Here is a 26664-nt window from a genome sequence, read left to right as displayed (position 1 = left end):
GGCCCGGACACCATGGAAACCTACGACCTTGCGATCATCGGAACCGGTTCGGGCAACAGCATTCCCGACGATCGCTATGCCGCCAAACGGGTGGCGATCTGCGAACAGGGCACCTTTGGCGGCACCTGCCTGAACGTCGGGTGCATCCCGACGAAGATGTTCGTGTATGCCTCCGAGGTCGCCAGGACGGTCCGGGGCGCGGCGCGTTACGGCGTCGACGCGCACATCGACGGGGTGCGCTGGGGAGACATCGTCTCGCGCGTTTTCGGGCGGATCGATCCAATCGCGCTGGGCGGCGAGGACTATCGGCGCTCCTCGCCTAATATCGATGTCTACAGCCAGCACATCCGCTTCGGGCCGGTTCAGGCGGACGGGCGCTATCTGTTGCGCACCGACGCCGGTGAGGAATTCACCGCTGATCAGGTGGTGATCGCGGCAGGCTCGCGGCCGGTGATCCCGCCGGCCATCCTGGCGTCCGGCGTGGACTATCAGACCAGCGACACCGTGATGCGCATCGCCGAGTTGCCTGAGCATCTGGTGATCGTCGGAAGTGGCTTCGTGGCAACCGAATTCGCTCACATCTTCTCCGCGCTCGGAGTACGGATCACCCTGGTGATCAGGGGCGGCATGTTGCTGCGCCACTACGACGACACCATCTGCGAGCGGTTTACCCGTATCGCCTCAACCAAGTGGGAGCTACGCACCCACCGCAACGTCGTCGGGGCCACCAGCCGCGGCTCCGGGGTGGTGCTGGAACTCGACGATGGCTGCACGCTGAACGCCGACCTGCTGCTGGTGGCAACCGGTCGGCTGTCCAACGCCGATCAGCTGGACGCCGAGCAGGCCGGCGTCGATGTCGACAACGGGCGAGTCGTGGTCGACGAATACCAACGGACCTCCGCGCGTGGTGTTTTCGCGCTCGGTGACGTCTCGTCGCCGTATCAGCTCAAGCACGTCGCCAACCACGAGGCCCGAGTGGTGCAGCACAATCTGCTCTGCGACTGGGACGACACCGAGTCGATGGCCGTCACCGACCATCGGTTCGTACCGTCGGCGGTATTCACCGATCCCCCGCTGGCCACCGTCGGATTGACCGAAAACCAAGCCATCGCACGCGGATTCGATATTTCGGTCAAGATCCAGGACTACGGCGACGTCGCGTACGGCTGGGCGATGGAGGACACCACCGGCATCGTCAAGCTCATCGCCGACCGCCGCAGCGGGTGTCTGCTGGGCGCCCACGTCATGGGCTACCAGGCGTCGTCGATCATCCAGCCATTGATCCAGGCGATGAGCTTCGGACTGACCGCGGCCGAAATGGCGCGCGGCCAATACTGGATTCACCCGGCCTTGCCCGAGGTGGTCGAGAACGCGCTCCTAGGCCTGTGCTGACGGGCCCTTGCTCTGCTGGCACTGCGGGCAGAGGCCGTGCAGCGTCAGCCCGGCCCGCTCCGACAGCGCAAACGAGCTGCCCTCCATCGCGTGTTCCAACGCAGAGCTGAGTTGACGCGCGGGAACTTCGATAATCGATTCGCATCGGGTGCATACGGCGTGATGGTGCGGCGCGGTGGCCAGTCCGTACGTCGTCACGCCGCCGTCCAGGGTCAACGCGTGCAGCACGCCCTGATCGACCAGCGTGGTCACGGTGCGGTAGATGGTTGCCACGTCGGGCGGGTGGGCGCCGGGGCACTGGGTCGCGCACAGCCGCTGGTGGATCTCGGACACCGGCAGGTGCCCGTTGACCGGCTCGAGCACGGCCAACACCTGGATCCGCGATGTCATCCGCCGCAGCCCGCGGGCGCGCAGGAATTCACCGATCCGTTCGGTGACAGCCGGGTCCAGTGCCGACGGCTTAGGCGTCACTTATCCAGTGTCCCGCCGGACAGCGGCGATTGCCAGCTTTCGCCGTTAACGGAGCGTGGTTTTGCAAGTCAGTTGCATCCAGCTCGTCGGCGAACCTACAGTCGGGACTGTTGCGCTCTACCAATCTTTGAGAAGGACCGACGTGGCCGGTGGCGTGCTCGACCGTCAGTCTTCGCGGTCGGCGACGCTCCGTAAAGCCCTGACACCAGCGGAGTGGTCGCGTCTGGGATTGATGCTGGCGGTGATCCTCGCTCTGCATCTGGTCGGCTGGATCACTTTGGTGTTCATCGTGGATCCGGCACGGCTTAGCGTGGGCGGCAAGGCATTTGGCATCGGTATCGGCGTTACGGCCTACACGCTGGGTCTGCGGCACGCGTTCGACGCCGACCACATCGCCGCCATCGACAACACCACCCGCAAGCTGATGAGCGACGGGCAGCGTCCGCTCGCCGTCGGGTTCTTTTTCTCGCTGGGCCACTCCACCGTGGTCTTCGGGTTGGCGGTGCTGCTGGCGACTGGGTCGAAGGCCTTCATAAAGGCCACAGCCGGACCGGTCGAAGACGACTCATCCACGCTGCACCACTACACCGGGCTGATCGGTACCAGCGTCTCGGGCGTGTTCCTGTATCTGATCGCAATCCTCAACGTCATCGTCCTGGTCGGCATCCTTCGGGTTTTCGCGCGACTGCGCCGCGGCGAGTACGACGAGGCTCAGCTCGAACAACAGCTGAACAACCGCGGCTTGATCAACCGGTTTCTCGGCCGGTTCACCAAATCGATCACCAAGTCGTGGCACATGTACCCGGTCGGGTTGCTGTTCGGACTGGGTTTCGACACCGCCACCGAGATCGCCCTGCTGGTCCTGGCCGGGACCAGCGCAGCGGCCGGGCTGCCGTGGTACGCCATCCTGTGTCTGCCCGTGCTGTTCACCGCCGGCATGTGCCTGCTGGACACCATCGACGGCTCGTTCATGAACTTCGCCTACGGCTGGGCCTTTTCCAGCCCGGTGCGCAAGATCTACTACAACATCACCGTCACCGGGCTGTCGGTGGCCGTGGCCCTGCTGATCGGCAGCATCGAACTGCTCGGTCTGTTCGCCCGCCAGCTGGGTTGGCAAGGCCCGGTCTGGGAATGGCTGGGCGGCCTCGATCTCAACACCGCCGGCTTCGTCGTGGTCGGGATGTTCGTCGGCACCTGGGCTCTGGCGCTGCTGATTTGGCGCTACGGTCGCATCGAAGAAAGGTGGAGCTCGGCTCCCGAACGCTGAGCGGGCTCACCATTTTGGCGGCGCAGCCCCTCGGCCGAAGCCCCACGTCGCCTGTCCCAGCCGCGGCTTGCGCCGATCCTCTGCGGGATGCCGGCGATAGTTCGCCGCCAGCAACGGTTCCGGGTCTGCTCCCGCGACGAGGGCCAGGCATGGTGCGCCGAATTCGCACGTCTGGCAGTGGGCGCCGAAGGTCGGGGCGATGGCCGGCGCACCGGTCATCTGGATCGCCTCGGCGCCGATCCGCACGCCGACCGCGCCGATCTCGGCGCGACTGCGCCGGATTCGGGTGCGCCGCAGCGGACCCGCGGCGGTCTGCTCGACGGGGCCCGACTCGTCGCTGCGTGAGGTGCGCGCCGACAGCCGGCGGTGTTGCGGTATCGCGCGACCGCCACCGCTGGCCTCGCTCTGGCGCACCTGCGGAGGCCTACCCGCGATGTCGGCGGGCGGATCGAGCGGGCCGCGCAGACGCACCTCGTTGTGGATCGTGCCGGAGATCTCCATGCCCAGGTATTCCTGCTCCCAGGCCCAGCAGGCCGCGACGGCCGACTCGTCACCGATCAGCGCATCCAACTCCTGCCAGTCGTCGACGACCTGGTGGGTGACCACCCAATACTCGTCGCCGGCATCAATCGCCAAGAGATCGATCTGGCAGGCATAGACCACCGCCGATCCGTCCGGAGCCGTCAACCCCCGCTCGGGGTCCCTGGGGTCGGGCACCATTCCCTGGACGTCGTGGCTGATCTTCACCGGCGCGAAGTCGTCGACCGTGCCGGCCCACTCGCCGTAGGCGTCGACCAGCGCGATCGCGTCGGCGCGCGAATCGGTCGCATCGGATTCCTCCAGTGCGCGGACAACGGCCTTGTGCACCAGCGACTGCCTCACCTCGGGTTGCCAGTCCCACGTGCCCGGGTAGTAGTAGAAGGCGAGCGCGTCCTTGAGGACGGCGCGCAGCAAGCGGCCCTGGCCGGCCGGGCCGGTGACGGGCTCAAGGTCACGGCGGTGCGGCGACGCGAAATCCCACTGCCTCCGGCAGCGGTTGAACCTGACGCGGTCGTCGTCGGTCAGTGTGAATGCGGCCACGGCTCGCCAACCGGCCAGCGGCACCGGTCGGCGCGCGTGGCCATCGAGTCCAGCTCGGCGAGCAGGTCGCCGAAGAATTCCCGCAGCCCGTCTCGGTCCTTTGGCCACGACGCGGAGAACGACATCCACGTATCGGGCTCAGGCTGGTCGGTGCGGACGGGCCGGGTGGCGCCCGATACCGGAACGATCCACCAGTCATAGTCGTCCCCGCGGCGCGCCAGGTACACGACATCATCTCGGTCGGGGCGGTCCGCCTCGATCAAGGCCTCGAACGAGGCGAATAACTCATCGACATTCACTGCGCGCCCCGTGAGGCTAAGGGTAACCCCGATTCAGGTGTAGAAAAGTGCTCATGGGCCTCCCCGCGAGCGGACCCCGGTGACCGGCAATGCATGAGCTGTCACTGTGTGAAGCGATCGCCGGCGTCGTCAAGACGCACGCCGACGGACGCCATGTTGACGTCGTCCGGGTCCGGATCGGCGCACTGCGCCAAGTGGTGCCGGAATCGCTGTCCTTCTGCTGGACACTCGTCAGGGACTCCGAGAACATGCCCGACGCCGAGCTCGAACTCGAGTGCGTCGCCGCCGAAGTGAAATGCCGATCCTGCGGGCGGCAGTCGGAGATCACCTCGGCCTGGTCGATCTGGTGCCCGCAGTGCGATAGCTCCGATGTCCAGGTGCTCCGCGGCAACGAATTTCTGGTGACATCCCTGGACGTCTCGTGAAAGGTGTTCGGTATGGGTAGATTTCATCGCCACGACGACGGCAGCGTGCACACCCACGAGCACCATCATGGGGATCACGGGGATTTTCAGGGCTACGGGACCGGAAAACAGCGGATCGACGTGCTGGAGGCGATCTTCGCCGAGAACGACGTCCTTGCCGATGCCAACCGGACGGCGTTCGAGAGCAACGGGATCCGTGCGCTCAACCTGATGAGCTCGCCCGGCTCGGGGAAGACGACGGTGCTGCAGGCCACGCTCGACGCACTGGCCCGCGAGTTCGCGATCGGGGTGATCGAGGGCGACATCGCCACCGACCTGGATGCGGCCAAACTCAACGGCCGCGGCGCCCAGGTGTCTCTGCTCAACACCAGCAATGGGTTTGGCGGCGAATGCCATCTCGATGCGCCGATGGTCAGCCGTGCGCTACCGGGCCTCGACCTTTCCGGGCTTGACCTGGTGATCATCGAGAACGTAGGCAACCTAGTCTGCCCGGCGGAATTCGACGTCGGCGAGCACGCCAAGGCAATGGTCTACTCCGTCACCGAAGGTGAGGACAAGCCGCTGAAATACCCGGTCATGTTTCGATCTGTGGATCTGGTGTTGCTCAACAAGATTGATTTGGTGCCCCACCTCGATGTCGACGTCGACAGATATATCGCACACGTTCGCGAAGTCAATGCGGCCGCGACGATCCTGCCGATCAGCGCGCGCACCGGAGCCGGCATGGACGCCTGGTTCGGCTGGCTACGGCGGTTCACTCAACCCTCTTCCGACCTATGACGCCGCGGCTCGGCCGCGCCCGTGTTGCAAATGACTTGCAAGACAACGGGAAACCCGACAGCAAGCCTGGCTACTCGCCACCCGCGCACCGTTGACAACACCGGACAGCAGGCGTAGACCCAAAAACAGCGCTGTGCAAGTGGGCCGACGGTCGACTCCGGCAGCGCAGGAGCCCCAGCCCGGCCCCGGAAAGCTGCAACATGCCAACAGAAGCAGCAGTCAAAGCAGAAGAAACGTTGATCCACGTTCTCTGGATCAATGCGGGCCTGAGTTGTGACGGTGATTCGGTGGCGTTGACTGCCGCCACCCAGCCGAGCGTCGAGGAGATCGCACTGGGCGCGCTGCCCGGCCTCCCGCAGGTCGCCGTCCACTGGCCGTTGATCGACTTCGAATGCGGGCCCACTGGAGGGGCGGACGACTTCCTCGAGTGGTTCTTCAAAGCCGATCGTGGCGAATTGGAACCGTTCGTGCTGGTCGTCGAAGGGTCCATTCCCAACGAGAAAATCAAGGACGAAGGCTACTGGTGCGGCTTCGGCAACGACCCCGCAACCGGCCAGCCGATGACCACCAGCGAGTGGCTCGACCGGCTGACCCCCAAGGCCACCGCGGTCGTCGCAGTCGGGACCTGCGCCACCTACGGCGGCATCCATGCGATGGCCGGCAACCCCACCGGGGCGATGGGGGTGCCCGACTACCTCGGCTGGGACTGGAAGAGCAAGGCCGGTATCCCGATCGTGTGCGTTCCCGGCTGCCCGATCCACCCAGACAACCTGTCCGAGACGCTGACCTATCTGCTCTACATGGCCACCGGCCAGGCCCCGATGATCCCACTCGACGACGCACTGCGCCCGACGTGGTTGTTCGGAAGCACCGTGCACGAGGGGTGTGACCGGGCAGGCTACTACGAGCAGGGCGACTTCGCCACCGAGTACGGGTCACCGAAATGCATTGTCAAACTTGGCTGTTGGGGCCCAGTCGTGAAGTGCAACGTGCCCAAGCGCGGGTGGATCAACGGCATCGGCGGCTGCCCGAACGTTGGCGGCATCTGCATCGGATGCACGATGCCGGGCTTCCCGGACAAGTTCATGCCGTTCATGGACGAGCCACCGGGCGGCAAGGTCTCCACCACCGCGTCGGGTCTGTATGGCTCGGTGATCCGCAACCTGCGCGGCATCACCAACCGCACCCTCGACAAGGAGCCCAGCTGGCGCCACAAGGGCACGAAACTCACCACCGGCGCCCGTCGCACCTGGTAGTTACGTCGGCGTTGAGCAAGCAGCGCCATCCGGGTGACACCAAGGTATTTCCAAGTATTTGTATCGTCGCTATAGAGAGCGAAGCCCGATGACAACGATCATCCCTGAGCCGTCACATGCCACCCGCGAACCCGGCCAACTCGTCGAGATGGCGTGGGATCCGATCACCCGGATCGTGGGCAGCCTCGGCATCTACACCAAAATCGATTTCGAGAACAAGGAAGTCGTCGAGTGCCACAGCACGTCGTCGATCTTCCGCGGCTACTCGATCTTCATGAAGGGCAAGGATCCTCGCGACGCCCACTTCATCACCAGCCGCATCTGCGGTATCTGCGGCGATAACCACGCGACCTGTTCGTGTTACACGCAGAACATGGCCTATGGGGTCAAGCCCCCACACCTCGGCGAGTGGATCGTCAACCTCGGCGAGGCCGCGGAATACATGTTCGACCACAACATCTTTCAGGAGAACCTGGTTGGCGTCGACTTCTGCGAAAAGATGGTCTCCGAGACCAACCCGGGTGTGCTCGCCAAGGCGGAGAAGACCGACGCGCCGCACGCCGACGCGCACGGGTACAAGACCATCGCCGACATCATGCGGTCGCTCAACCCGTTCAGTGGTGAGTTCTACCGCGAGGCACTTCAGGTCAGCCGCTGGACGCGAGAGATGTTCTGCCTCATGGAGGGTCGCCATGTGCACCCGTCCACGCTGTACCCCGGTGGAGTCGGCACGGTCGCGACCGTTCAGCTGATGACCGACTACATGACCCGGCTGATGCGGTACGTGGAGTTCATGAAGAAGGTCGTCCCCATGCACGACGACCTGTTCGACTTCTTCTACGACGCACTGCCCGGTTACGAGAAGGTCGGCCTGCGCCGCACCCTGCTCGGGTGCTGGGGCTCCTTCCAGGATCCCGAAGTATGCAACTTCGCCTACAAGGACATGGAGCGTTGGGGCAACGCGATGTTCGTCACCCCCGGCGTGGTGGTGGACGGCAAGCTGGTCACCCACTCGCTGGTCGACATCAACCTGGGCATCCGGATCCTTTTGGGCAGTTCGTATTACGACGACTGGACCGACCAGGAGATGTTCGTCAAGACCGATCCGCTGGGCAACCAGGTGGACCGGCGTCACCCGTGGAACCAGCACACCAACCCGCACCCGCAGAAGCGGGATCTGGAGGGTGGCAAGTACAGCTGGGTGATGTCGCCGCGCTGGTTCGACGGCACCGACCACCTGGCGCTGGACACCGGCGGCGGTCCGCTGGCCCGGTTGTGGGCGACCGCGCTGGCCGGCCTGGTCGACATCGGCTACGTCAAGGCGACGGGGAACAGCGTGAAGATCAACTTCCCCAAGACCGCCCTGAAGGGCCCGGTGGAACTGGAGTGGAAGATTCCCAAGCACGGCAGCAACACCATCGAACGTGACCGGGCGCGGACCTACTTCCAGGCGTACGCGGCGGCGTGTGCGTTGCACTTCGCCGAAAAGGCGTTGGCGGAGATTCGGGCGGGACGTACCAAGACCTGGGAGAAGTTCGAGGTGCCCGACGAGGCCATCGGTTGCGGCTTCACCGAAGCGGTCCGCGGTGTGTTGAGTCACCACATGGTGATCCGGGACGGCAAGATCGCCAACTACCACCCGTATCCACCCACCCCGTGGAACGCCAACCCGCGTGACAGCTACGGCACGCCGGGCCCGTACGAGGATGCGGTGCAGGGCCAGCCGATATTCGAAGAGAACGATCGGGAGAATTTCAAGGGCATCGATGTCATGCGCACGGTGCGCAGCTTCGATCCGTGCCTGCCCTGCGGTGTGCACATGTACCTGGGTAAGGGCAAGACGCTCGAGAGACTGCACACACCGACGCAGTCGCCTGTCGGGGAGTGACTGATGGCCGATCGCCCGGCTAGACCCGCGGGAGCCCCCCAAACACCCCCGGGAACCTCCGAGAGCGACGCGCAATGGCGTACGGCGGGCGATCGAATCCAGACACTTCTGGATTCCTGCGCGGCGGGCGGGCCCGCAGCGCAGGAACGTGCCCGGCAGCTGGTCCGCGAGGTGGTCGGGCTGTATGGCGCCGCGCTGGAACGGATCATGCAGCAGTGTGCTGACGCGGGGTTGGCCGAGCGGCTGGCCACCGACGACCTGGTGGCCAGCCTGCTCCTGGTGCACGGCCTGCATCCGCACGACGTACACCGCCGGGTATCGGATGCGCTGGACCGGGTGCGGCCCTACCTCGGCTCACACGGTGGAGACGTCGATCTGATCGAGATCACCGACGGACCCGAAGGTGCCGGCGTGCGCCTCGCCTTCAAAGGCAGCTGCAAGAGCTGTCCGTCGTCGGCGGCGACACTGGAGCTGGCGGTGCAGGACGCGGTTCGCGCGGCGGCACCGGAGATCTCCTCGATCGAGGTGGTTACCGCGACACCGGCGGGGGTCATCCCGGCCGAATCGCTGCTGGCGCCGCTACGTTCGAACGGGCACGGCCCGACCACCTGGCATGCGGTGCCCGAGGTGGCCGATCTGGCGCCCGGCGAGGTCGGAGGCTTTCTGGTTGCCGGGACAACGATGCTGGCGTGCCGAGTCGGTGAACAGACGCTGGCCTACCGCGACCACTGCCCTATTTGCCGGGACTCGCTGGCTGGCGCGCAACTGACCATCCAGACCACACACGCGATGCTGCGCTGCCCACGCTGTCAAACGGATTTCGACGTGGTGCACGCGGGTGCGGGCCCGGACGGGGCTCACCTCGAGCCGCTGCCTCTGCTAGCCCGTGACGGCGTGCCGTCGGTGGCACTGCACGGCGAAGCGACAGGTGTGCCGGCATGACCCCGGAAAAGACGACGCCTTACGACGTGCTGGCCCGCATCAGCAGCGACGGCCGACCCCCGGAGCCGGCCGGCGAGCGCTGCGAAATGTGCTCCGATCCGATCGCCGACGAGCACCAGCACGTCGTCAATATCGCTGGCCGGCAGTTGATGTGCGTCTGCCGCGCCTGCTATCTGCTGTTCACCGACAGCGCCGCCGAGCTGCGCTACCGGGCGGTGCCGGACCGGTATCTGGCGTTCGGCGACTTCGCGCTGGATCGTCGGGCGTGGGAGGCACTGCAGATCCCGGTCGGCGTCGCCTTCTTCTTCACCAACTCGTCGCTGGGTCGCATGGTCGCCTTCTACCCCGGCCCGGCGGGGGCATGCGAATCCGAACTGGATCTGGCTTCCTGGAACAGACTGCGCGGCAACGACTCTCGGATCGACCTGCTGACCGACGATGTCGAGGCGCTGCTGGTACGAGTTCCCGAAGACGATGAATCCGCCCAGCCCCAGACATATCTCGTCCCGATCGACGTCTGCTACGAGTTCGTCGGACGACTGCGCACGCTGTGGCGGGGCTTCGACGGCGGCCAGGAGGCACGGGAGTTCATCGACGGCTTCTTCGCGCAGATCGCCTCGCGCGCAAGGGAAACGCCACTGGAGATCCCGCGATGACCGAGCCGATCGACCTCAGCTTCGCCGTTCTGGACGTGGCACCCGAGCCCTACACCGTAACACCAGTGCTGACCGCCCGCATAGGCGTCGTCGCCGGCAGTGACGATCCGGTACACGCGATCGCGCTGCGCTGCCAGGTGCGTATCGAGCCGCTGCGGCGTTCCTACTCCGACGAGGAGGCGCCCGGGCTAGTCGACTTGTTCGGGCCTCGCGAACGCTGGGCGACCACCCAACGCACCTTCCTGTGGCAGCACTGCACCGCGATGGTGCCGGGATTCGCCGGTAACACCACGGTGGCACTTCCGCTGGACTGTACCTACGACTTCGAGGTCGCCGCCGCGAAGTATCTACATGCCCTGCGCGACGGCTCGTTACCTCTTCAATTCCTGTTCAGTGGAACGATCTTCGTCAAATCCGAGCGCGGCTTCTCGGTGCAGCAAGTGTCCTGGAACTGCGAGGACGCCTATGATATGCCGATCACGGTGTGGCGCGACCTGATCGCCCAGCACTATCCGAATACCGGTTGGGTACGGCTAGGTCACGATACTGTCGCCGCGTTGTCCCGCTACAAGTCGGCACACGGAATGCTCGACCTCGATCATGCGGTCACGACGCTGCTGGCCGACGCGTCTGAGCGAGAGGTCGCCCCATGACCTACATATCCAGGACCTGGGACCGGGTCCGCGCCGTCGCCGACGCGGTGCTGTATGAGGGCTACCTGCTGTACCCATACCGCGGCACCTCGAGCAAGAACCAATCCCGTTGGCAGTTCGGCGTTCTGGGTCCGCCCGGTGCGGCCGAGGCCGGGCTGGGCGAAGGTGACACGCTGGCCGCGCAGTTTCTGGTCGACGGCGCGCAGGCGATAACGCTGGTAGCGCGGTTCCTGCAGTTGCAGCGTCGCCGCGCGGAACGCGACTTGGACGGCACCTTCGTGCCTGTCGACGAGCTGACCACCGCAACGGGTTCGTGGCTGACCTGGGATGAGGCCGTGGAATGTGAAATATCGTTCGGGCCGCTTGAGTTCGACGACCCAGCCCAGTGCTGGACACTGCCGGTGGTCGCGTCCGCGGGAACGGACGTTGAGTCGCTCGACGACGGTCGTCTGGTCCGCGAACGACAGGAGATACGTGGCGAACTGACGGTATCCGCCGAACCCGACGGCGACCTGTTACGAGTCTCGGTGCGTCTTGCCAACGTCGGTGCCGCGGCCGTCGACAAGAATGACGCGATTGCGCGGTCCATGATCGGCGCCCACCTGATCGCCGAAGTCGTTGGTGGCCGGTTCGTCTCGCTGCTCGAGCCGCCGCCAGGCGCGGCCGGGGCGGTGTCGCGGTGTCGCCAGCATCGCTGCTTCCCGGTGCTGGCCGGCCCGCCGGAAACCCAAGACCTGCTGCTGGTCTCGCCGATCATTCTCTACGACCATCCCGAGGTTGCCGAGCAGAGCAACACCGCGCTGTACGACTGCACCGAGATCGACGAGATCCTCACCCTGCGCGTGATGACCATGACCGACGAAGAGAAGGCGCAAGCCCGCGCCACCGACCCGCGGGCCGCCCAGATCATCGACCAGTGTGACGCCATGTCGCCTGAGCAGATGGCGCGCCTGCACGGCGTGCTGCGCGACCCGCACGACGCCGCAGGCCTTGTTCCCGAGATTCCGGAAGGCATCGACTGGTGGGATCCCCTGGCCGACAATGCGGTTCGGCCTGAAGTCGATGCGGTGCTGGTCAACGGGACGCCGCTGTCCCGGGGCAGCCGTGTCAGGTTGCGGCCGAGGCGTAACGCCGACGCTCAGGACATCTTCGTGGCCGGCAAGACTGCGCGGGTCACGTCGGTACACAAGGACGTCGAGGGAAACAAACACGTCGGGGTCGTCGTCGATGACGACCCGGCCGCCGACCTGCACGACTGGTATGGCCGCTACCTGTACTTCTCCCCCGACGAAATCGAGCCTCTTGATCCGCAGGCAACCTCAACAAATCCTGAAAGGAGTTCGGCATGGAAATCTTAGGTTGGGTGTTTCTTGCCCTTATCGGCATAGTCGTCCTGGCGGCTGTAACGATGGGGCTGGTGTCCCTGCCGGATGCCAAGCGCTATCTCAAGCTGCGCCGCATGTAGCGGAGTCGAACAGCTCGTGGCAGCACGCATCCTGGTCGCCGGAATCGGCAACATCTTCCTGGGGGACGACGGGTTTGGCTCCGAGGTGGTTCGGCACGCCGAGATCCCGCCGAACGATGAGTGCGTGCGCGTCGTCGACTACGGTATCGGCGGCATGCACCTGGCCTATGACCTGCTCGAGGATTGGGACACACTGGTTCTCGTCGATGCGGTGCCGAGCCGGGGCAGCCCCGGCACCCTGCACGTGTTCCAGGCCGACCACGAATCAAGTTCCCCCACAGCGGGCCTGGACGCGCACGGCATGGATCCGGAAACGGTGTTCGCCAGCCTGCGGGCGCTGGGGGGCAATCCGCCCTACACCGTGGTCGTCGGCTGCGAGGCGGGAAACGTCGAAGAAGGAATCGGCCTGACCGAACCGGTAGCCAAGGCCGTGCCCAGAGCAGCTCGCGCGGTGGAGGACATCGTCGCGGCGCTCCGCACTCGCGCAACTGCGCCGGCGCGGGAGGAGTGCTGAATTATGTGTCTCGGTATACCCGGTCAAGTGATCCGGATGCTGGACGGCTACGAGGGTCAGCTCGCACTCGTGGAGGTCACCGGGGAACAACGCAAGGTCAACGTCGGCATGCTGCCCGACGAGACATTCTCGGCCGGTGACTGGGTGATCATTCACATGGGCTTCGTCGTCGAGAAGACGGACCGTGCCGGAGCCGAACAGGCGATGGCCGGTCTGGAGTTGATGGGCCGCGGACCCAGCGATCCGTCGGTATACCCTGGGGCGGGCTGAAATGACCGCCAGCCCAATGACGCTCACCGTGTTATCAGAGACCGATAACGTCCGGCAGCGCTTCACCGTGACCGGTGTCGTCCAAGGGGTTGGCTTCCGTCCGTTTGTCCACCGCATCGCCAGCGAAATTGGCCTGGCCGGATTCGTCGGCAACGATTCGGGCGCGGTCTTTCTCGAAGTGCAAGGAGATCGGGCACGCGTCGGCGAATTCGCTCGTCGGCTGCGCGCCCAGGCGCCGCCGCTGGCGCGGATCGACACGATCTCCGTCGTCGATGTCGCACCGGATAACGCATGCAACAACGAGTTCCGGATCGTAGCGAGCCGGACAGCGCTCGGGGCCATCACTCCGATTCCTCCCGACATCGCGGTGTGCGACGACTGTGTGGCCGAGTTGTTCGACCCGAACGACCGCCGCTACCGGCACCCGTTCGTCACGTGCACCAACTGCGGACCGCGGTTTACCATCATCCGCGCGTTGCCGTATGACCGTCCGGCCACCACGATGTCGGCGTTCGACATGTGCGCGCGGTGTGCGGCCGAGTACCACGATCCGGCCGACCGCCGCTTCCACGCGCAACCGATAGCGTGTCCGGATTGCGGCCCCTCGCTGTGGTTTTCGTCGCCAGCGGGACGCATCGACCGTGCGGATGGCGCGCTCGCGGCCACCCAGCGGGCGCTGGCGGGGGGACCAGGAGGTCCCGTGGTCGCCATCAAGGGAGTCGGCGGTTACCACCTGGCCTGTGTTGTCGACGACGACGCGGCGGTGAGCGCGCTGCGGGCGCGAAAAGCGCGGGGCGCCAAGCCGTTCGCCATGCTCGCCCGAGATGTCGATGTCGCGCGGCGATATGCGTTCATCGACGACAGCGAGGCTTTGGTGTTGTCCAGCCCGGCCCGGCCGATCGTTCTGTTGCGACGGCGCCCCGGCGCGTCGGTTGCCGAGGCCGTTGCACCCGGCAGCCCGCTGCTGGGGTTGATGTTGCCCTACTCCCCGATCCATCACCTGCTGCTGTCGCCCGTGCCGGGCGCCGACGCGCCGGTCCCCGATGCGCTGGTTCTCACCAGCGCCAACCGCTCCGACGAGCCCATCTGCTTCACCGACGACGATGCCAGGCAGCGACTCCCGGCCTTGTGCGATGCCGTTCTCGATCATGACCGTCCGATCCAGGTGCCGTGCGACGACTCGGTGGTGCGCGTGGTCGACAACCGAGAGTTGCCGATCCGGCGGTCCCGCGGCTATGCCCCGCTGCCCGTCGATCTCGGTATTGCCGGCCCCGCCGTCCTGGCCGTGGGCGGCGAACTGAAGAACACCTTCTGCCTCACCGACGGCTCACATGCTTACCTGTCGGGCCACATCGGCGACATGGCGACCTGGGAGACGCTGCGCGCGTTCGAGCGCGCGGTGGCTCAACTCAGCGAAATACGGGGCGCTCCACTGCGATTGGCCGCAGACCTGCATCCGGCATACCACACTCGCAGCTGGGCGGAACGCCACGCGGACGATCGACCGCTGGATCTGGTCCAGCATCATCACGCGCATGTCGTCTCGTTGCTGGCCGAGCACGGACGCATCGGTCAACCCATCATCGGGGTTTCCTTCGACGGCACCGGATTCGGCTGCGACCAGACGATCTGGGGCGGAGAGATTCTGCGGCTCGGATGCGACAGCCACCGGTTCGTGCGGGCCGGCCACCTGCTGCCGGTCCCGTTGCCCGGAGGTGACGCCGCAGTCCGCAATCCATGGCGGATGGCGCTGTCCCAGCTGTGGACGGCCGGCATCGACTGGACCCCTGATCTGGCGCCGGTCGCCGCGGCAACGCCGGACGAACTGCGGCTTACCCGCTCGCAATTGGAGAGCGGGACGGGGTGTGTGCCGTGTTCGAGCATGGGGCGGCTGTTCGATGCCGTCGCCTCCCTACTCGGGGTGCGGCACCGGATCGACTACGAGGGTCAGGCCGCGATCGAACTCGAAGCCCTCGCCGACTCGGCATTTCCCGGTGGCCTGCGACCCATGCCGTCGCTTACGGTGCGGCCCGACGGGGTGATCGATCCGGCCCCCTTGATGCGAACGCTGGTGTCGGCCTTGCGCACCGGCGCCGAGCCCGCGCTGCTGGCTGCCGCGTTCCACCAAGCGGTCGCGGAGGCCGTCGCGACGGCGGTCGGTCAAGTGGCCGGCGCGGTGCGACTGGTCGGGCTCACCGGTGGCGTGTTCCAGAACGTGCTGCTGCTGCGAGCGTGTCGGGAGCGGTTGCAGCTAGCCGGGTTTGAAGTGCTGACCCACCACACGGTACCGCCCAACGACGGCGGGCTGGCCCTGGGTCAGGCGGCGATCTCGCTGCTATCGGCGAGTGAGGAGACTGACTCGTGAAGCCAACCACCGCGATCGACCGAGGCCTCGGCGCCGAACTTGCCGAAGACCTGGCGGCGACCGCGTTCACCCTGGCCAAGCGGTTCGCGGCGGGTGCCACCATGTGGTCCATCGCACCGTCGTGGGAACCGCACGCCCTGCACATCGCGGTCGAGTTCGTGCATCCGGTGATCATGGGCAAGCGCGCGTTGCCGGCGGTCGCGTTGACCGGACCCGACCTCGTCGACCTGGTGCGGGTGTCGGTGAGTCCCGGCGACATCGTGATCGCGGTCTCCGGCGCAGACCATCCCGACGTCCGCTCGGTGATGCGCCGCAGCCCGGCATGGGGTGCCAGCACCATCTGGATTGGCAGTGGGGAACGGCCCCCAGCCGGAATGGCCGACCATGTGCTGTGGCTGGACGATCCCGACCCGCGGGTGCCCGCGACGGGTGGCTTCGTGCTGTTCTACCACCTGCTGTGGGAACTGACCCACGTGTGCTTCGAACACTCTGGCCTGCTGAAACCCGAACGTGCCGAAGACGTTTGCGTCACCTGCAGCGACGAGGGACACTTGGGCGAGGTGGTGGCGACCGCGGCCGACGGGCTGGCTGCGGTACGAACCGCGCGTGGTGTCGAGAAGGTGGTGACGACGCTGGTCGATCCGGTCACCGCAGGCGACTTGGTACTGGTCCACGCCGGCACGGCGATCGGCCGTGCGGAGGAGGAGCCGTGACCCACGACGAACCCACCAACTTCCTGTATCCGTTCATCGACGCACAGGAGGACGACCCCAAATCGCTGCTGGCCGACCTGGCCGCGTCGGCTCAGGCCAAAGCCTCTGAAAGCCTGGCATTGCGGCGCTCGACGCTGGAAGACAACGCCGACCTGCTAGAGCGGGCCGCCACCGAGATGGCGTCCCGTTTCGCCGCGGGGGGGCGGATGTTCACCTTCGGAAACGGCGGCAGCTGCACCGATTCCACCACGTTGGCCCGGCTGTTCGCCCGCCCGCCGATCGGAAAGCCTCTTCCGGCTTGGTCGTTGACCGCCGATCAGGCGGTGATGACGGCGCTGGGCAACGACGTCGGGTTCGAGTTGGTGTTCGCCCGGCAGCTGATCGCCCGCGCGAAGGCCGGCGACATCGCGATCGCCATGTCGACCAGCGGTAGCTCGCCCAATCTGCTGACCGCGCTGGCCGAGGCGAGGCAGCGCGGTCTGTACACCGTCGGCTTTGCCGGATACGACGGCGGCGCATTCGTGAGCAGCCCAAATGTGGACGCCTGCTTCGTGGTTCGCTCGCAGAGCGTGCACCGGATTCAGGAGTCTCAAGCACTGGTGGGATATCAGCTGTGGTTGGCGGTACACGAACGCTACGACCGAGAACTGGGGGCGGCATGAGCCGCGCCGGCGACGATGCAGAGCTCGCGATGAGGAGGAGTGGCGCAATGAACACGGCAGCGGGCGAATACCTGTCGTCGGGCCCGCGGTTCGGCGAGGGCGAGGTGATCGAGCGGATCGAGTCATTCCGCAGACGTCGGCCCCGGCTGCTCGACGAGCACATCACGTTGGCGCACGGAGCGGGTGGCAAAGCCTCGGCGGCATTGGTGGACGCGGTATTCCTGGAAGCATTCCGCAACCCGCTACTGGAGTCGCTCGGCGACGGCGCGGTCCTCACCTTGCCCAGCGGTGAGCGGCTGGCAATGTCCACCGATTCATTTGTGGTGCAGCCCAGGCGTTTTCCCGGCGGTTCCGTCGGCGCCCTCGCCGTGCACGGCACCTGCAACGATCTGGCGATGGCCGGAGCCGTCCCGTCGTGGATCTCGGCGGCTTTCGTGCTCGAAGAGGGCTTCCCGATCGCCGAACTCAAAGAGATCGCGGCGGATATGGCCGCCGCCGCCGCCAAGGCGGATGTGCAGATCGTCACCGGTGACACCAAGGTGGTGCCCAAAGGCGCCGCCGACGGCCTGTTCGTCACCACGGCCGGGGCCGGCGTCATCCCGGTGGGCCGGCGGTTATCGGCACAATCGGTGCGCACCGGCGACAAGGTGTTGCTGTCGGGAACGATGGGCGATCACGGCATGGCGGTCATGCTCGCCCGCGGCGACCTGGCCATCGAGGCCGACATTCACTCCGACACCGCCTCGGTCAGCCCGCTGGTGGAACTGCTGATGGAGGCCGCGCCGTCGACCCGCTGGCTGCGCGACGCGACCCGCGGCGGGGTGGGCACCGTCTGCAACGAGCTGGCCCAGGCCTGCGGGCTCGGGGTGTTGCTCGAAGAGGAGCGACTTCCGGTGCTGCCCATGGTCACTGGCGCGTGCGAGCTGCTCGGCATCGATCCGCTCTACGTCGCCAACGAGGGCAAGTTCGTCGCCGTCGTCGCGCCGGAGGAAGCCGGGGCGGGGCTGGCGGCGTTGCGGTCGCATCCGTTGGGTGTCGATGCGGCCGAAGTTGGCGAAATCGTCACCGAACCCGCGGAAAGCGTGGTGCTGCGTACCGGATTCGGCGGCACCCGGATCGTCGACATGCTCGTCGGCGATCCACTGCCGCGAATCTGCTGAACACCGGAGAGGACTCGAAAAGGAGGTGTGCCGATATGTGCCTTGGCATTCCGGGGCGGATCGTCGAGATCACCGACCCCGCAAACTATCTGGCGAAGGTCGACGTCAGTGGGGTACAGCGCACGATCAGTGTGCGACTGCTGGAGAACGACATGCCGGAACCCGACGAGTGGGTACTGGTCCACGTCGGCTTCGCGATGGCCAAAATCGACGAGACCGAAGCGCTGCTCACCCTGGCCGCCGTCAAGAAGCTCGGCGAGGCCTACACCACCGAGCTGGAAGCCTTTGACTCCTCGGCAATCGTGTAAGGAACCATGATGAAATTCGTTGACGAATTCCGCGATCCGGCTGCCGCCCGCAAATTGCTGGCTGCCATAGAGCACTTGGCGGGTGATGACGAACGCTTCAAGTTCATGGAGGTGTGCGGCGGGCACACGCATACCATCTACCGGCACGGCATCGAACACCTGCTACCGGAAAATGTCGAACTGGTGCACGGCCCGGGTTGCCCCGTCTGCGTGATCCCGATGGGCCGCATTGACGACGCCATGTGGCTGGCCGGCCAACCCGACGTGATTTTCACCTGTTTCGGCGACATGATGCGAGTTCCGGGTTCGGCGGGCAGCCTGCTGGACGCCAAGGCCCGTGGCGCCGATGTGCGGTTCGTTTACTCTCCGTTGGACGCACTGAAGATCGCCGTCGAGCATCCCGACAAAAAGGTGGTGTTTTTCGCCATCGGCTTCGAGACCACCGCGCCCTCGACCGCGGTCACCTTGGTGCGTGCCCGCGATCTGGGCCTGCGTAATTTCAGCGTGTTCTGCAACCACGTTATGATCGTGCCGCCGATCAAGGCGATCCTGGAATCACCGGATCTGCGGCTGTCCGGTTTCATCGGACCCGGACACGTCTCGACCGTCGTCGGCAACCGCCCGTACCGGTTCGTGCCCGAGGTGTACCGAAAGCCGTTGGTGGTGGCCGGGTTCGAGCCGTTGGACATTCTGGCCGCGGTCACGATGCTGCTACGCCAGATCCGCGAAGGCCGTTGCGAGGTGGAGAACCAATACAAGCGGGTGGTTCCCGAGCACGGCAACCCGGCCGCTCTGGCGCTGATGGGGAAAGTCTTCGCATTGCGCCCGCACTTCGAGTGGCGCGGGCTGGGATTCATTTCGCAGAGCGCGCTGCGGTTGCACGACGACTTCGCGGAGTTCGACGCCGAATTGCAGTTCTCGATGCCCGGCGTGCGGGTCGCGGACCCGAAGGCGTGCCAGTGCGGTGAGGTGCTCAAGGGCGTGCTGAAGCCTTGGGAATGCAAGGTTTTCGGTACCGCATGCACTCCGGAGACACCGATCGGGACGTGCATGGTGTCACCCGAGGGAGCGTGCGCCGCCTACTACAACTTCGGTCGCATGCACCGCGACGCGGTCAAGCTGGTGGGACAGTCCGGACGGGTATGACGTGAGCGGCGCGGATTGCCGCGGTGTCGAGATGTTCGCCCGCTACGCCTACGCCCCCAACGCGCTCGGGTTTTGCGGTCCTCCGTTGGGTGCCACCTTGCGGGACGGCTCAGTCGATGACGTGCGCCGCGCGGCGACACGGTTTTCCGGCGCCTGGCCGTACCTGCGGGTGCTGTCTGGCCTGACCGGCATCGCCGACCCGCTGGATTACCAGCTCGTCGAGTCGTACTGGCTTGGCGGCGGCGTCGGGGCCGACCTCGATCCGAACGAGTTCTTCGATGAGTTGCTTTCTGCCATCGGCCCGCAGGCGGGTCATTACTGGTCGCATCTGACGCCGGACCTCGCGTGCGAGGCGGCCGCCAACCACTGCTTCCACGTCTTCGGGGTGTATCCGTGGACGCGCTTTCTAGACGGGGACCGCAAGATCCCTGCCGAGCATCCGTTGCATGTGTTGGACAATTGCCGGATCAGCTGGGGCACGGTGATTTCTCGTCACGGCGACGACATCGAGGTGTTGGGCCGGACGCTGATCTGGGATGGCGCCGGGCTGCAGCTGTCCGAACCCGTGGCGCGCCCGCTCGAGGTCTGGGCCGACGGATACAGTGCCGTGCCCGATGTGGCCGTGGGCGACGACGTTGCGGTGCACTGGGGCCGGTTGTGCGGCCGGTTGCAACCGGAGCAGGTTGAGACGCTTGCCGACAGCACGGACCGGCAATTGCGGGTCACCAGCGACCGTCTGGCACACGTCTAGCGGCGATCGCGAGCGCGGCAAGGCCGGGCGAAGCGGGTCGCCGCCATCGCGGCTAGCGGCGATCGCGAGCGCGGCAAGGCCGGGCGAAGCGGGTCGCCGCCATCGCGGCTAGCGGCGATCGCGAGCGCGGCAAGGCCGGGCGAAGCGGGTCGCCGCCATCGCGGCTAGCGGCGATCGCGAGCGCGGCAAGGCCGGGCGAAGCGGGTCGCCGCCATCGCGGCTAGCGGCGATCGCGAGCGCGGCAAGGCCGGGCGAAGCGGGTCGCCGCCATCGCGGCTAGCGGCGATCGCGAGCGCGGCAAGGCCGGGCGAAGCGGGTCGCCGCCATCGCGGCTAGCGGCGATCGCGGCTAGCGGCGATCGCCGTGCCAGACTGGCCCCATGTCTGGTCCAGACCCCGGGTCAATCTGCGACGTGCTGCCGTCCGCGGCGGCACTGCTCGGCGTCCCGGGTGCGGCCGACGGGTTGGCCCTGGCGGGCTGGCTCGGCGCGGTTGACCAAGTCGACCGCGTGGCGGTCATGCTCGTCGACGGCCTGGGCTGGTACCTGCTGCCGGAGTTGGCCGACGATGCACCGTTGCTCGCCTCGGTTCTGGCCGGCGACGCCGGACGGTTGACAGAACTTGTCTGCACCTTTCCCTCGACGACACCGTCCAGCCTGGTGTCGCTGGGCACCGGCGCACGCCCCGGCGAGCACGGCATTCTGGGCTTCACGCTCAACATCCCGGGCACCGACCGAGTGCTCAGCCACATCAAATGGCGCGACGACCCACCACACCGTCAATGGCAGCCGCTGCCCACCTGGTTCGAGCGGCTCGAACAATCCGGCGTCAGCGCGCGCGCCGCGCTGCCGGACTGGTTTATCGGCAGCGGACTGACCGACGCGGCGTATCGCGGCGCGCAGTTTCGCCCGACGCGCTCGAACGAGGACTACGCGGAGGCCGTGGCCGGCGAGCTGCGCGCTGAGCCTGGGCTGGTATACGGCTACACGGCCGAGCTGGACACCGCGGCGCACGTATTCGGCATCGGTTCGCCGCGGTGGCATGAAGCGGCTGCCCATGTCGATGCGCTGTTGACTCGGCTCGTCGAGACGCTGCCCCCGAATGCGGCGTTGCTTGTGACCGCTGACCACGGCGGTCTGAATGTTCCCCCTCAGGCTCGTGTCGACCTCGACACCGACCCAAGGCTGGCTGCGGGCGTGCGAGTGGTGGCCGGCGAGCCGCGGGTGCGCTACTTGCACACCGACCCTGGCGCCGCAACGGATGTGCAGGCCACCTGGCATGAGGTACTTGACGGCCGGGCCGAGGTATGCAGCCGCGAGGAGGCCGTGGCCGCCGGAATGTTCGGGCCGGTGAACCCGCGATTTCTGCCCCGCATCGGCGATGTCGTCGTCGTCTGCACCGACGACACGGCAGTGCTGGCAACCGGCCATGAACCACCAGAAACCGCGCGGCTCATAGGTTTTCACGGCGGGCCCACCGCAGCCGAAATGGCAATCCCACTCATCGTTTTCGGCGCTATCTCCGCTGGCTGACCAAACCTCATATCGATTTCAAACCTCTTCAGCAGGCCGCTTCCAGGCGGTGCCGTTATACAGTCGAGCCACTGTGAATGACCGGGGCGCGGCCAAAACTCAACGATGGCAACCAACCATCGCCATCGTCGCCGTGTTGAGCCTGTTCGTCGTCATCCTGGGGTATTCGACGTTGCGTCCCGGGCCCGACGCGGCGGCCCTGGCGGGGCCACCCTCACCAACGACTCTGGTAACTGGCTCAGCACAATTCGATTTCGACTCTGTGCAGGCAAGTCGTGTTGGCCACCAAGCTCTTTCGGGCACGTCTACGACGAATCACATGTCGTTCAAAAGTGCCGTCATGAAGCGCAAACGGCAGCCGAATTGGGCGCGCTTCACCCCATCAGTGTGGTCACTGCGGCCGATTACGTTGGCCGCCTTGGGGTTTAAGCCTGGCTACCAGAACTCCGCCGCGTCGGGGCTGTTCGAGGCCCGTCCCAGCACCCAAGACACTTTGACGCTGCTCTGCGTCAACCGTTGCTGACTGGTCTGCGTTGGTCAGGCACGCGACGTCGACCTGGTAGCGGGCCACGGTTCTGAGGGCCGACACGCCGTCCGAACGACCGGAAACCACCCGCCCAAGCCGCTGACCTCGCCGTTTATCCAGGATGGGCGGTGTAACCCGCCCCTCTAATGATTTTCAAAGGAACCTGCCAGGGTTCAACGCCCGTCGTTACTGTAGATTAAAATCATTGTGAACTTAAAGTGAACGATAGGTGAACGACAGGGAAGCCGTAGCCAAACGTCAGAACGGATTGTAATGGATTTCGGGGGTATGCCGCCGGAGGTTAACTCCGCGCGAATGTATGAGGGCCCGGGCTCGGGGTCGCTGATGGCCGCCGCGGCTGCCTGGGACCGGCTCGCGGCCAGCCTTTACGACCAGGCAACCGGGTACGAAGCTGTGATCTCACAGCTGGCAGGCGGCTGGCAGGGGTCCGCGGCGACGGCGATGACCTCGTCCGTAGCGCCACATATAGCTTGGCTGAACGCCGCCGCCGGACAGGCTGCTCAGGCGGCCGGCCACGCCAGGGCGGCCGTGAGCGCCCACGAGACGGCGTTCGCGACGATGGTTCCCCCACCCGTGATCGACGCCAACCGCGCGCAGCGCGCCTCCCTGGCCTCGACAAACTGCCTGGGCCAAATCAGTGCGGCCATCGCCGACATCGACGCCGATTACGAGCGGATGTGGGCCCAGGATGCCGACGCCATGTACGCCTACGCCGCCTCGTCGGCCGGCGCGACGACGGTGACGCCGTTCGCGTCGCCGCCGGCCAGCTTCGATCCAGCCGGGCTGGCGTATGGCGCATCGGCGTTACTCGACGCGGAAGATGTCCTCGCGACGGGCGGTCAACTGATTCCCGCGGTTCCGCGCGCGCTGCGGGCGCTCTCCTCGACGCCGGTCACGGCGTCGCCCTTCGCCGCAGTCCTGCCGGCGCTTGCCAAGCTGCGAAAACTGCGGATGGGTTTCGCAAGGGTCGGGAAGGCGGCCGCTGCCGCGGGCGCGGAAAAAGTTGTCGCAACGGTTTCTGCGGGCTTCGGTCGCGGGACCCCGGTGGGGATGCTGTCGGTACCGCGAGGGTGGGTGACGGCCACGGCGGTGACGCCCGCCGCCCCGCCGGTGCAGCGTCGCGGCTGGGTCTGCGAACCGGTCGTCGAAGTCGAATACGCCGAGCCGCCACTGTGGCCTCTGGCCCGCTAGCCAGACGCCGCAACGGCTAGAGCGGTGTGACGTAAGCCGAGCTGATGCCGCCGTCGACCAAAAATGTCGACGCGGTGATGAACGATGCGTCGTCGCTGGCCAGGAACGCGACCGCGGCCGCGATCTCGTCTGGCTCGGCGAAGCGACCCAGCGGCACATGCACCAGCCGGCGCGCGGCCCGCTGCGGATCCTTGGCGAAGAGCTCTTGCAGCAGCGGGGTGTTGACCGGTCCCGGACACAGCGCGTTGACCCGGATGCCTTGCCGCGCGTATTGCACGCCGAGCTCCCGCGACATGGCCAGTACCCCGCCCTTGGAGGCGGTGTAGGAGATCTGGGAGGTCGCCGACCCCAGCACCGCGACGAACGACGCCGTGTTGACGATCGAGCCTTTCCCCGCCGGCACCATGTGCCGCAGGGCCGCCCGGCAGCACAGGTAGACCGACTTCAGGTTGACGTCCTGCACCCGTTGCCACGCGGCCAGCCCGGTGTTTTCGATCAGATCGTCGTCCGGCGGCGAGATGCCGGCGTTGTTGAACGCGATGTCGACGGATCCGCAGCGTTCGGCCGCGGCGTCGAACAGTGCGTCGACCGCGTCTTCGTCGGACACGTCCACTGGCACGAACAAGCCGGAAAGCTCCGCGGCTGCGGCCGCGCCGGCGTCGGCGTCGATGTCTCCGACCACGATCGTCGCGCCCTCGGCGCGCATCCGGCGGCCCGCTGCCAGGCCGATGCCGCTGCCACCGCCGGTGATGACCGCCACTCGGCCAGCCAGCCGCTGCGTCAGGTCCATCACTGGTCGCCCTCTCGGATCGCGATGAAGACGTTCTTGGTCTCGGTGAACTGCAACGGTGCGTCCGGCCCGAGCTCACGGCCCAGCCCCGACTGTTTGAAGCCGCCGAACGGCGTGTTGTAGCGCACCGACGAGTGGGAATTGACGGACAGATTCCCCGCTTCCACGGCTCGTGACACCCGCAGCGCCCGGGACAGGTCGTCGGTCCAGATCGACCCGGACAGCCCGTAGGCGGTGTCGTTGGCCAGTGCGATGGCGTCGGCCTCGTCGTCGAACGGCAGCACGGTGACCACCGGGCCGAAGATCTCCTCGGTGACACTGCGATCGGTGCGCTTGGGGGTCAGAACCGTTGGCGGAAACCAGAATCCGCGCCCCGACGGCGCCGTGCCGCGAAACGCGACCGGGGCGTCGCCGGGCACGTAGGAGGCCACCTTGTCACGATGTGCGCCGGAGACCAGCGGACCCATTTCCGTTTCGCGGGATCCGGGGTCCCCGACGACCACGCCTTGCACCGCCGGCTCGAGTAGCTCCATGAACCGGTCGTAGACGCTGCGCTGCACCAGGATCCGACTGCGGGCACAGCAGTCCTGTCCGGCGTTGTCGAACACCCCGGCCGGCGCGGTCGCCGCCGCGTTCGACAGGTCGCAGTCCTCGAAGACGATGTTGGCGCTCTTGCCGCCCAGTTCCAGCGTCACCCGCTTCACCTGGGCGGCGGCACCGGCCATTACCGTCCTGCCGACTTCGGTGGAGCCGGTGAACACGATCTTGCGCACGTGCGGGTGCGTGACGAAGCGCTCCCCGACCACCGTGCCCTTTCCCGGCAGTACCTGCAGCAGGTCTGCGTCCAGCCCGGACTCGACGGCCAGCTCACCGAGCCGCATGGTGGTCAGCGGCGTCCACTCGGCGGGTTTGACCAGCACCGCGTTGCCGGCGGCCAGGGCCGGCGCGATACCCCAGGACGCGATCATCATCGGGAAGTTCCACGGCGTGATCACCCCAACCACGCCGATCGGCTCGTTGAAGGTGACATCGAGTCCGCCGGCGACGGGAATCTGCTTGCCGGACAAACGCTCCGGGCTGCCCGCATAGAACGCCAGCACGTCACGGACGTGGCCGGCCTCCCACTCGGCCGACGCGATCGGATGTCCGGAGTTGGCCACTTCCAGCGCGGCCAGCTCGTCGACGTGTGCGTCGACGACGGCCGCGAACTCGCGCAGGCTGCCCGCCCGCTGCGCCGGCGACAACCGCGCCCAGCGCCGCTGCGCCGCGCGGGCCCGCGCCACCGCATCGTCGACGGCGCCGGCATCGGCAAGCTCGACCGACCGCAGCACTTCCTCGGTGGCGGGGTTGACCAGCTGCACCGTGCCCGTCACGGCTCTACCGAGCTCATCCGGTATGACCGCGCGGCATCGACGATCCCGCTGAACAACCGCAGGTCGTCCAGCGACTCTTCCGGATGCCACTGCACCGCGAGGACGAAGTTCTCCCCCGGCAGCTCGAGCGCCTCGACGACGCCGTCGGCATCCCATGCGCTGACTACCAGGCCCGCACCGACTTCGGCGACCGCCTGATGGTGATAGCAGCACACCTCGGCAAACTCCCCGATCAGCCCGGCCAGCCGGGTGCCTGCGACGGTGCGCACCGGTAGCGTTGTGAACATCGCATCACCGGCCCGGTGGCCGTGGTGGCCCAGCACGTCGGGCAGGTGCTGATGCAGCGTCCCACCGAACGCGACATTGAAAACCTGGGCGCCTCGGCAGATACCCAGCACCGGCAGATTCCGTTGCAGCGCACCCTTTAACAGCGCGAACTCCCAAACGTCGCGGACCGCACCCGGCGGGTCGGTTTCCGGATGGGGCTGCTGTCCGTAGGCGGCGGGGTCGACGTCCTTGCCCCCGGTGATCACCAGACCATCAAGACCAGTGAGCACCCGCTCCGCGGCGCCAGGGTCCACCGGCTGCGGCGGCAGCAGCACCGCGACACCTCCGGCCATGGTGACGCCGTTGAAATAGCTCGCGGGCAGGAAGCTCGCCGTGACGTCCCAGATGCCGGTCTGCGCCTGGTCCAGGTACGTCGTCAAACCGATGACGGGCCGGTCCAGTGGCGATCGCAAGCGCGGCGCAGCCGGGCGCAGCGGGTCGC

29 protein-coding genes are annotated in these 26664 nt (G+C 66.5%); 23 read left to right on the top strand and 6 right to left on the bottom strand.

Annotation, left to right across the window (positions count from 1 at the left end):
* Nucleotides 1-12 precede the first annotated feature (12 nt).
* Nucleotides 13-1392, top strand: a complete 1380-nt coding sequence (gene mtr / locus AC5Y21_RS15800) for a mycothione reductase (protein WP_499913491.1) — start codon at nt 13-15, stop codon at nt 1390-1392.
* Here mtr and AC5Y21_RS15795 read toward each other — a convergent pair.
* Entirely contained in the window at nt 1378-1863 is a 486-nt protein-coding gene (locus AC5Y21_RS15795) for a Fur family transcriptional regulator (RefSeq protein WP_499913488.1), read from the bottom strand. The genes mtr and AC5Y21_RS15795 overlap by 15 nt on opposite strands.
* A gap of 142 nt (nt 1864-2005) precedes the next feature.
* Here AC5Y21_RS15795 and nicT point away from each other — a divergent pair, with 142 nt between their 5' ends.
* On the top strand, nt 2006-3130 hold the full coding sequence (gene nicT, locus AC5Y21_RS15790; protein WP_499913486.1) for a Nickel transporter NicT: 1125 nt from the start codon (nt 2006-2008) through the stop codon (nt 3128-3130).
* A 6-nt stretch (nt 3131-3136) separates the two neighbouring features.
* On the opposite strand, the gene AC5Y21_RS15785 is transcribed toward nicT, so the two are convergent.
* Nucleotides 3137-4210, bottom strand: a complete 1074-nt coding sequence (locus AC5Y21_RS15785; RefSeq protein WP_499913485.1) for a hypothetical protein — start codon at nt 4208-4210, stop codon at nt 3137-3139.
* A complete protein-coding gene (locus AC5Y21_RS15780) occupies nt 4192-4509 on the bottom strand; it encodes a hypothetical protein (protein WP_499913483.1) in 318 nt (105 codons plus the stop codon). Before AC5Y21_RS15780 ends, AC5Y21_RS15785 begins: the two co-directional genes overlap by 19 nt.
* A gap of 89 nt (nt 4510-4598) precedes the next feature.
* On the opposite strand from AC5Y21_RS15780, the gene AC5Y21_RS15775 reads away from it, so the two are divergent.
* The 21 genes from AC5Y21_RS15775 (at nt 4599) to AC5Y21_RS15675 (ending at nt 23732) form a co-directional block, all read left to right on the top strand.
* Nucleotides 4599-4934, top strand: coding sequence for a hydrogenase maturation nickel metallochaperone HypA (locus AC5Y21_RS15775; RefSeq protein ID WP_499913482.1), 336 nt, complete (start codon nt 4599-4601; stop codon nt 4932-4934).
* Nucleotides 4935-4946: 12 nt separating this feature from the next.
* The gene (hypB, locus tag AC5Y21_RS15770; protein WP_499913480.1) at nt 4947-5714 is read left to right on the top strand and encodes a hydrogenase nickel incorporation protein HypB; all 768 of its coding nucleotides are present in this window, start codon (nt 4947-4949) and stop codon (nt 5712-5714) included.
* 200 nt (nt 5715-5914) lie between these two features.
* Entirely contained in the window at nt 5915-6970 is a 1056-nt protein-coding gene (locus tag AC5Y21_RS15765) for an NADH-quinone oxidoreductase subunit B family protein (RefSeq protein WP_499913478.1), read from the top strand.
* An 88-nt stretch (nt 6971-7058) separates the two neighbouring features.
* The gene (locus AC5Y21_RS15760; RefSeq protein WP_499913476.1) at nt 7059-8858 is read left to right on the top strand and encodes a nickel-dependent hydrogenase large subunit; all 1800 of its coding nucleotides are present in this window, start codon (nt 7059-7061) and stop codon (nt 8856-8858) included.
* Between the two features lie 3 nt (nt 8859-8861).
* A complete protein-coding gene (locus tag AC5Y21_RS15755; protein ID WP_499913474.1) occupies nt 8862-9800 on the top strand; it encodes a NifU-related iron-sulfur-binding protein in 939 nt (312 codons plus the stop codon).
* Nucleotides 9797-10456 (top strand): DUF5947 family protein, encoded by a 660-nt coding sequence (locus AC5Y21_RS15750; RefSeq protein ID WP_499913472.1) that lies wholly within the window; start codon nt 9797-9799, stop codon nt 10454-10456. Before AC5Y21_RS15755 ends, AC5Y21_RS15750 begins: the two co-directional genes overlap by 4 nt.
* The gene (locus AC5Y21_RS15745; protein WP_499913470.1) at nt 10453-11109 is read left to right on the top strand and encodes a DUF6084 family protein; all 657 of its coding nucleotides are present in this window, start codon (nt 10453-10455) and stop codon (nt 11107-11109) included. Before AC5Y21_RS15750 ends, AC5Y21_RS15745 begins: the two co-directional genes overlap by 4 nt.
* The gene (locus tag AC5Y21_RS15740; RefSeq protein ID WP_499913468.1) at nt 11106-12467 is read left to right on the top strand and encodes a hypothetical protein; all 1362 of its coding nucleotides are present in this window, start codon (nt 11106-11108) and stop codon (nt 12465-12467) included. The genes AC5Y21_RS15745 and AC5Y21_RS15740 overlap by 4 nt, the downstream gene beginning before the upstream one ends.
* Nucleotides 12455-12574, top strand: coding sequence for a DUF6893 family small protein (locus AC5Y21_RS15735; RefSeq protein ID WP_499913466.1), 120 nt, complete (start codon nt 12455-12457; stop codon nt 12572-12574). Before AC5Y21_RS15740 ends, AC5Y21_RS15735 begins: the two co-directional genes overlap by 13 nt.
* Nucleotides 12575-12590: 16 nt before the next feature.
* The gene (locus tag AC5Y21_RS15730; RefSeq protein ID WP_499913464.1) at nt 12591-13088 is read left to right on the top strand and encodes a hydrogenase maturation protease; all 498 of its coding nucleotides are present in this window, start codon (nt 12591-12593) and stop codon (nt 13086-13088) included.
* Between the two features lie 3 nt (nt 13089-13091).
* Nucleotides 13092-13358 carry a HypC/HybG/HupF family hydrogenase formation chaperone gene (locus tag AC5Y21_RS15725; protein ID WP_499913462.1) on the top strand — a complete coding sequence of 89 codons (267 nt, stop codon included), beginning with the start codon at nt 13092-13094 and terminating at the stop codon, nt 13356-13358.
* Nucleotide 13359: 1 nt separating this feature from the next.
* A complete protein-coding gene (hypF, locus tag AC5Y21_RS15720) occupies nt 13360-15723 on the top strand; it encodes a carbamoyltransferase HypF (protein WP_499913460.1) in 2364 nt (787 codons plus the stop codon).
* A complete protein-coding gene (locus AC5Y21_RS15715; protein ID WP_499913458.1) occupies nt 15720-16436 on the top strand; it encodes a HypC/HybG/HupF family hydrogenase formation chaperone in 717 nt (238 codons plus the stop codon). The genes hypF and AC5Y21_RS15715 overlap by 4 nt, the downstream gene beginning before the upstream one ends.
* Entirely contained in the window at nt 16433-17098 is a 666-nt protein-coding gene (locus tag AC5Y21_RS15710; RefSeq protein ID WP_499913456.1) for a D-sedoheptulose-7-phosphate isomerase, read from the top strand. The genes AC5Y21_RS15715 and AC5Y21_RS15710 overlap by 4 nt, the downstream gene beginning before the upstream one ends.
* Nucleotides 17099-17145: 47 nt before the next feature.
* Nucleotides 17146-18258 (top strand): hydrogenase expression/formation protein HypE, encoded by a 1113-nt coding sequence (gene hypE, locus AC5Y21_RS15705; RefSeq protein ID WP_499913454.1) that lies wholly within the window; start codon nt 17146-17148, stop codon nt 18256-18258.
* Between the two features lie 35 nt (nt 18259-18293).
* On the top strand, nt 18294-18566 hold the full coding sequence (locus AC5Y21_RS15700; protein WP_499913452.1) for a HypC/HybG/HupF family hydrogenase formation chaperone: 273 nt from the start codon (nt 18294-18296) through the stop codon (nt 18564-18566).
* Nucleotides 18567-18575: 9 nt separating this feature from the next.
* Nucleotides 18576-19712: a hydrogenase formation protein HypD gene (hypD, locus tag AC5Y21_RS15695; protein WP_499913450.1), complete on the top strand. Its 1137-nt coding sequence runs from the start codon at nt 18576-18578 to the stop codon at nt 19710-19712.
* 31 nt (nt 19713-19743) lie between these two features.
* A complete protein-coding gene (locus AC5Y21_RS15690; protein ID WP_499913643.1) occupies nt 19744-20463 on the top strand; it encodes a DUF6390 family protein in 720 nt (239 codons plus the stop codon).
* Between the two features lie 379 nt (nt 20464-20842).
* The gene (locus AC5Y21_RS15685; RefSeq protein ID WP_499913448.1) at nt 20843-21994 is read left to right on the top strand and encodes an alkaline phosphatase family protein; all 1152 of its coding nucleotides are present in this window, start codon (nt 20843-20845) and stop codon (nt 21992-21994) included.
* 73 nt (nt 21995-22067) lie between these two features.
* Entirely contained in the window at nt 22068-22517 is a 450-nt protein-coding gene (locus AC5Y21_RS15680) for a hypothetical protein (protein ID WP_499913447.1), read from the top strand.
* A 276-nt stretch (nt 22518-22793) separates the two neighbouring features.
* Entirely contained in the window at nt 22794-23732 is a 939-nt protein-coding gene (locus AC5Y21_RS15675; protein ID WP_499913445.1) for a PPE family protein, read from the top strand.
* Between the two features lie 16 nt (nt 23733-23748).
* Here AC5Y21_RS15675 and AC5Y21_RS15670 read toward each other — a convergent pair whose 3' ends face one another.
* The 3 genes from AC5Y21_RS15670 to AC5Y21_RS15660 are packed head-to-tail and all read right to left on the bottom strand — an operon-like array spanning nt 23749 to nt 26656.
* On the bottom strand, nt 23749-24525 hold the full coding sequence (locus AC5Y21_RS15670; protein WP_499913443.1) for a 3-oxoacyl-ACP reductase: 777 nt from the start codon (nt 24523-24525) through the stop codon (nt 23749-23751).
* The gene (locus tag AC5Y21_RS15665) at nt 24522-25895 is read right to left on the bottom strand and encodes an aldehyde dehydrogenase family protein (RefSeq protein WP_499913439.1); all 1374 of its coding nucleotides are present in this window, start codon (nt 25893-25895) and stop codon (nt 24522-24524) included. The genes AC5Y21_RS15670 and AC5Y21_RS15665 overlap by 4 nt, the downstream gene beginning before the upstream one ends.
* The gene (locus tag AC5Y21_RS15660) at nt 25892-26656 is read right to left on the bottom strand and encodes a gamma-glutamyl-gamma-aminobutyrate hydrolase family protein (protein ID WP_499913641.1); all 765 of its coding nucleotides are present in this window, start codon (nt 26654-26656) and stop codon (nt 25892-25894) included. Before AC5Y21_RS15660 ends, AC5Y21_RS15665 begins: the two co-directional genes overlap by 4 nt.
* Between the last annotated feature and the right edge of the window lie 8 nt (nt 26657-26664).

The sequence above is a fragment of the Mycobacterium sp. NGS41 genome, from assembly GCF_059812725.1.
Note: the sequence above shows the minus strand (reverse complement) of the source record. Positions and strands in the feature narration are given on the sequence as shown.

Coding starts and splice junctions, on each gene's coding strand:
- mtr (WP_499913491.1), top strand. CDS start 13: ATGGAAACCTACGACCTTGCGATCATCGGAACCGGTTCGGGCAACAGC.
- AC5Y21_RS15775 (WP_499913482.1), top strand. CDS start 4,599: ATGCATGAGCTGTCACTGTGTGAAGCGATCGCCGGCGTCGTCAAGACG.
- hypB (WP_499913480.1), top strand. CDS start 4,947: ATGGGTAGATTTCATCGCCACGACGACGGCAGCGTGCACACCCACGAG.
- AC5Y21_RS15765 (WP_499913478.1), top strand. CDS start 5,915: ATGCCAACAGAAGCAGCAGTCAAAGCAGAAGAAACGTTGATCCACGTT.
- AC5Y21_RS15760 (WP_499913476.1), top strand. CDS start 7,059: ATGACAACGATCATCCCTGAGCCGTCACATGCCACCCGCGAACCCGGC.
- AC5Y21_RS15755 (WP_499913474.1), top strand. CDS start 8,862: ATGGCCGATCGCCCGGCTAGACCCGCGGGAGCCCCCCAAACACCCCCG.
- AC5Y21_RS15750 (WP_499913472.1), top strand. CDS start 9,797: ATGACCCCGGAAAAGACGACGCCTTACGACGTGCTGGCCCGCATCAGC.
- AC5Y21_RS15745 (WP_499913470.1), top strand. CDS start 10,453: ATGACCGAGCCGATCGACCTCAGCTTCGCCGTTCTGGACGTGGCACCC.
- AC5Y21_RS15740 (WP_499913468.1), top strand. CDS start 11,106: ATGACCTACATATCCAGGACCTGGGACCGGGTCCGCGCCGTCGCCGAC.
- AC5Y21_RS15735 (WP_499913466.1), top strand. CDS start 12,455: ATGGAAATCTTAGGTTGGGTGTTTCTTGCCCTTATCGGCATAGTCGTC.
- AC5Y21_RS15725 (WP_499913462.1), top strand. CDS start 13,092: ATGTGTCTCGGTATACCCGGTCAAGTGATCCGGATGCTGGACGGCTAC.
- hypF (WP_499913460.1), top strand. CDS start 13,360: ATGACCGCCAGCCCAATGACGCTCACCGTGTTATCAGAGACCGATAAC.
- hypE (WP_499913454.1), top strand. CDS start 17,146: ATGAACACGGCAGCGGGCGAATACCTGTCGTCGGGCCCGCGGTTCGGC.
- AC5Y21_RS15700 (WP_499913452.1), top strand. CDS start 18,294: ATGTGCCTTGGCATTCCGGGGCGGATCGTCGAGATCACCGACCCCGCA.
- hypD (WP_499913450.1), top strand. CDS start 18,576: ATGAAATTCGTTGACGAATTCCGCGATCCGGCTGCCGCCCGCAAATTG.
- AC5Y21_RS15690 (WP_499913643.1), top strand. CDS start 19,744: ATGTTCGCCCGCTACGCCTACGCCCCCAACGCGCTCGGGTTTTGCGGT.
- AC5Y21_RS15685 (WP_499913448.1), top strand. CDS start 20,843: ATGTCTGGTCCAGACCCCGGGTCAATCTGCGACGTGCTGCCGTCCGCG.
- AC5Y21_RS15675 (WP_499913445.1), top strand. CDS start 22,794: ATGGATTTCGGGGGTATGCCGCCGGAGGTTAACTCCGCGCGAATGTAT.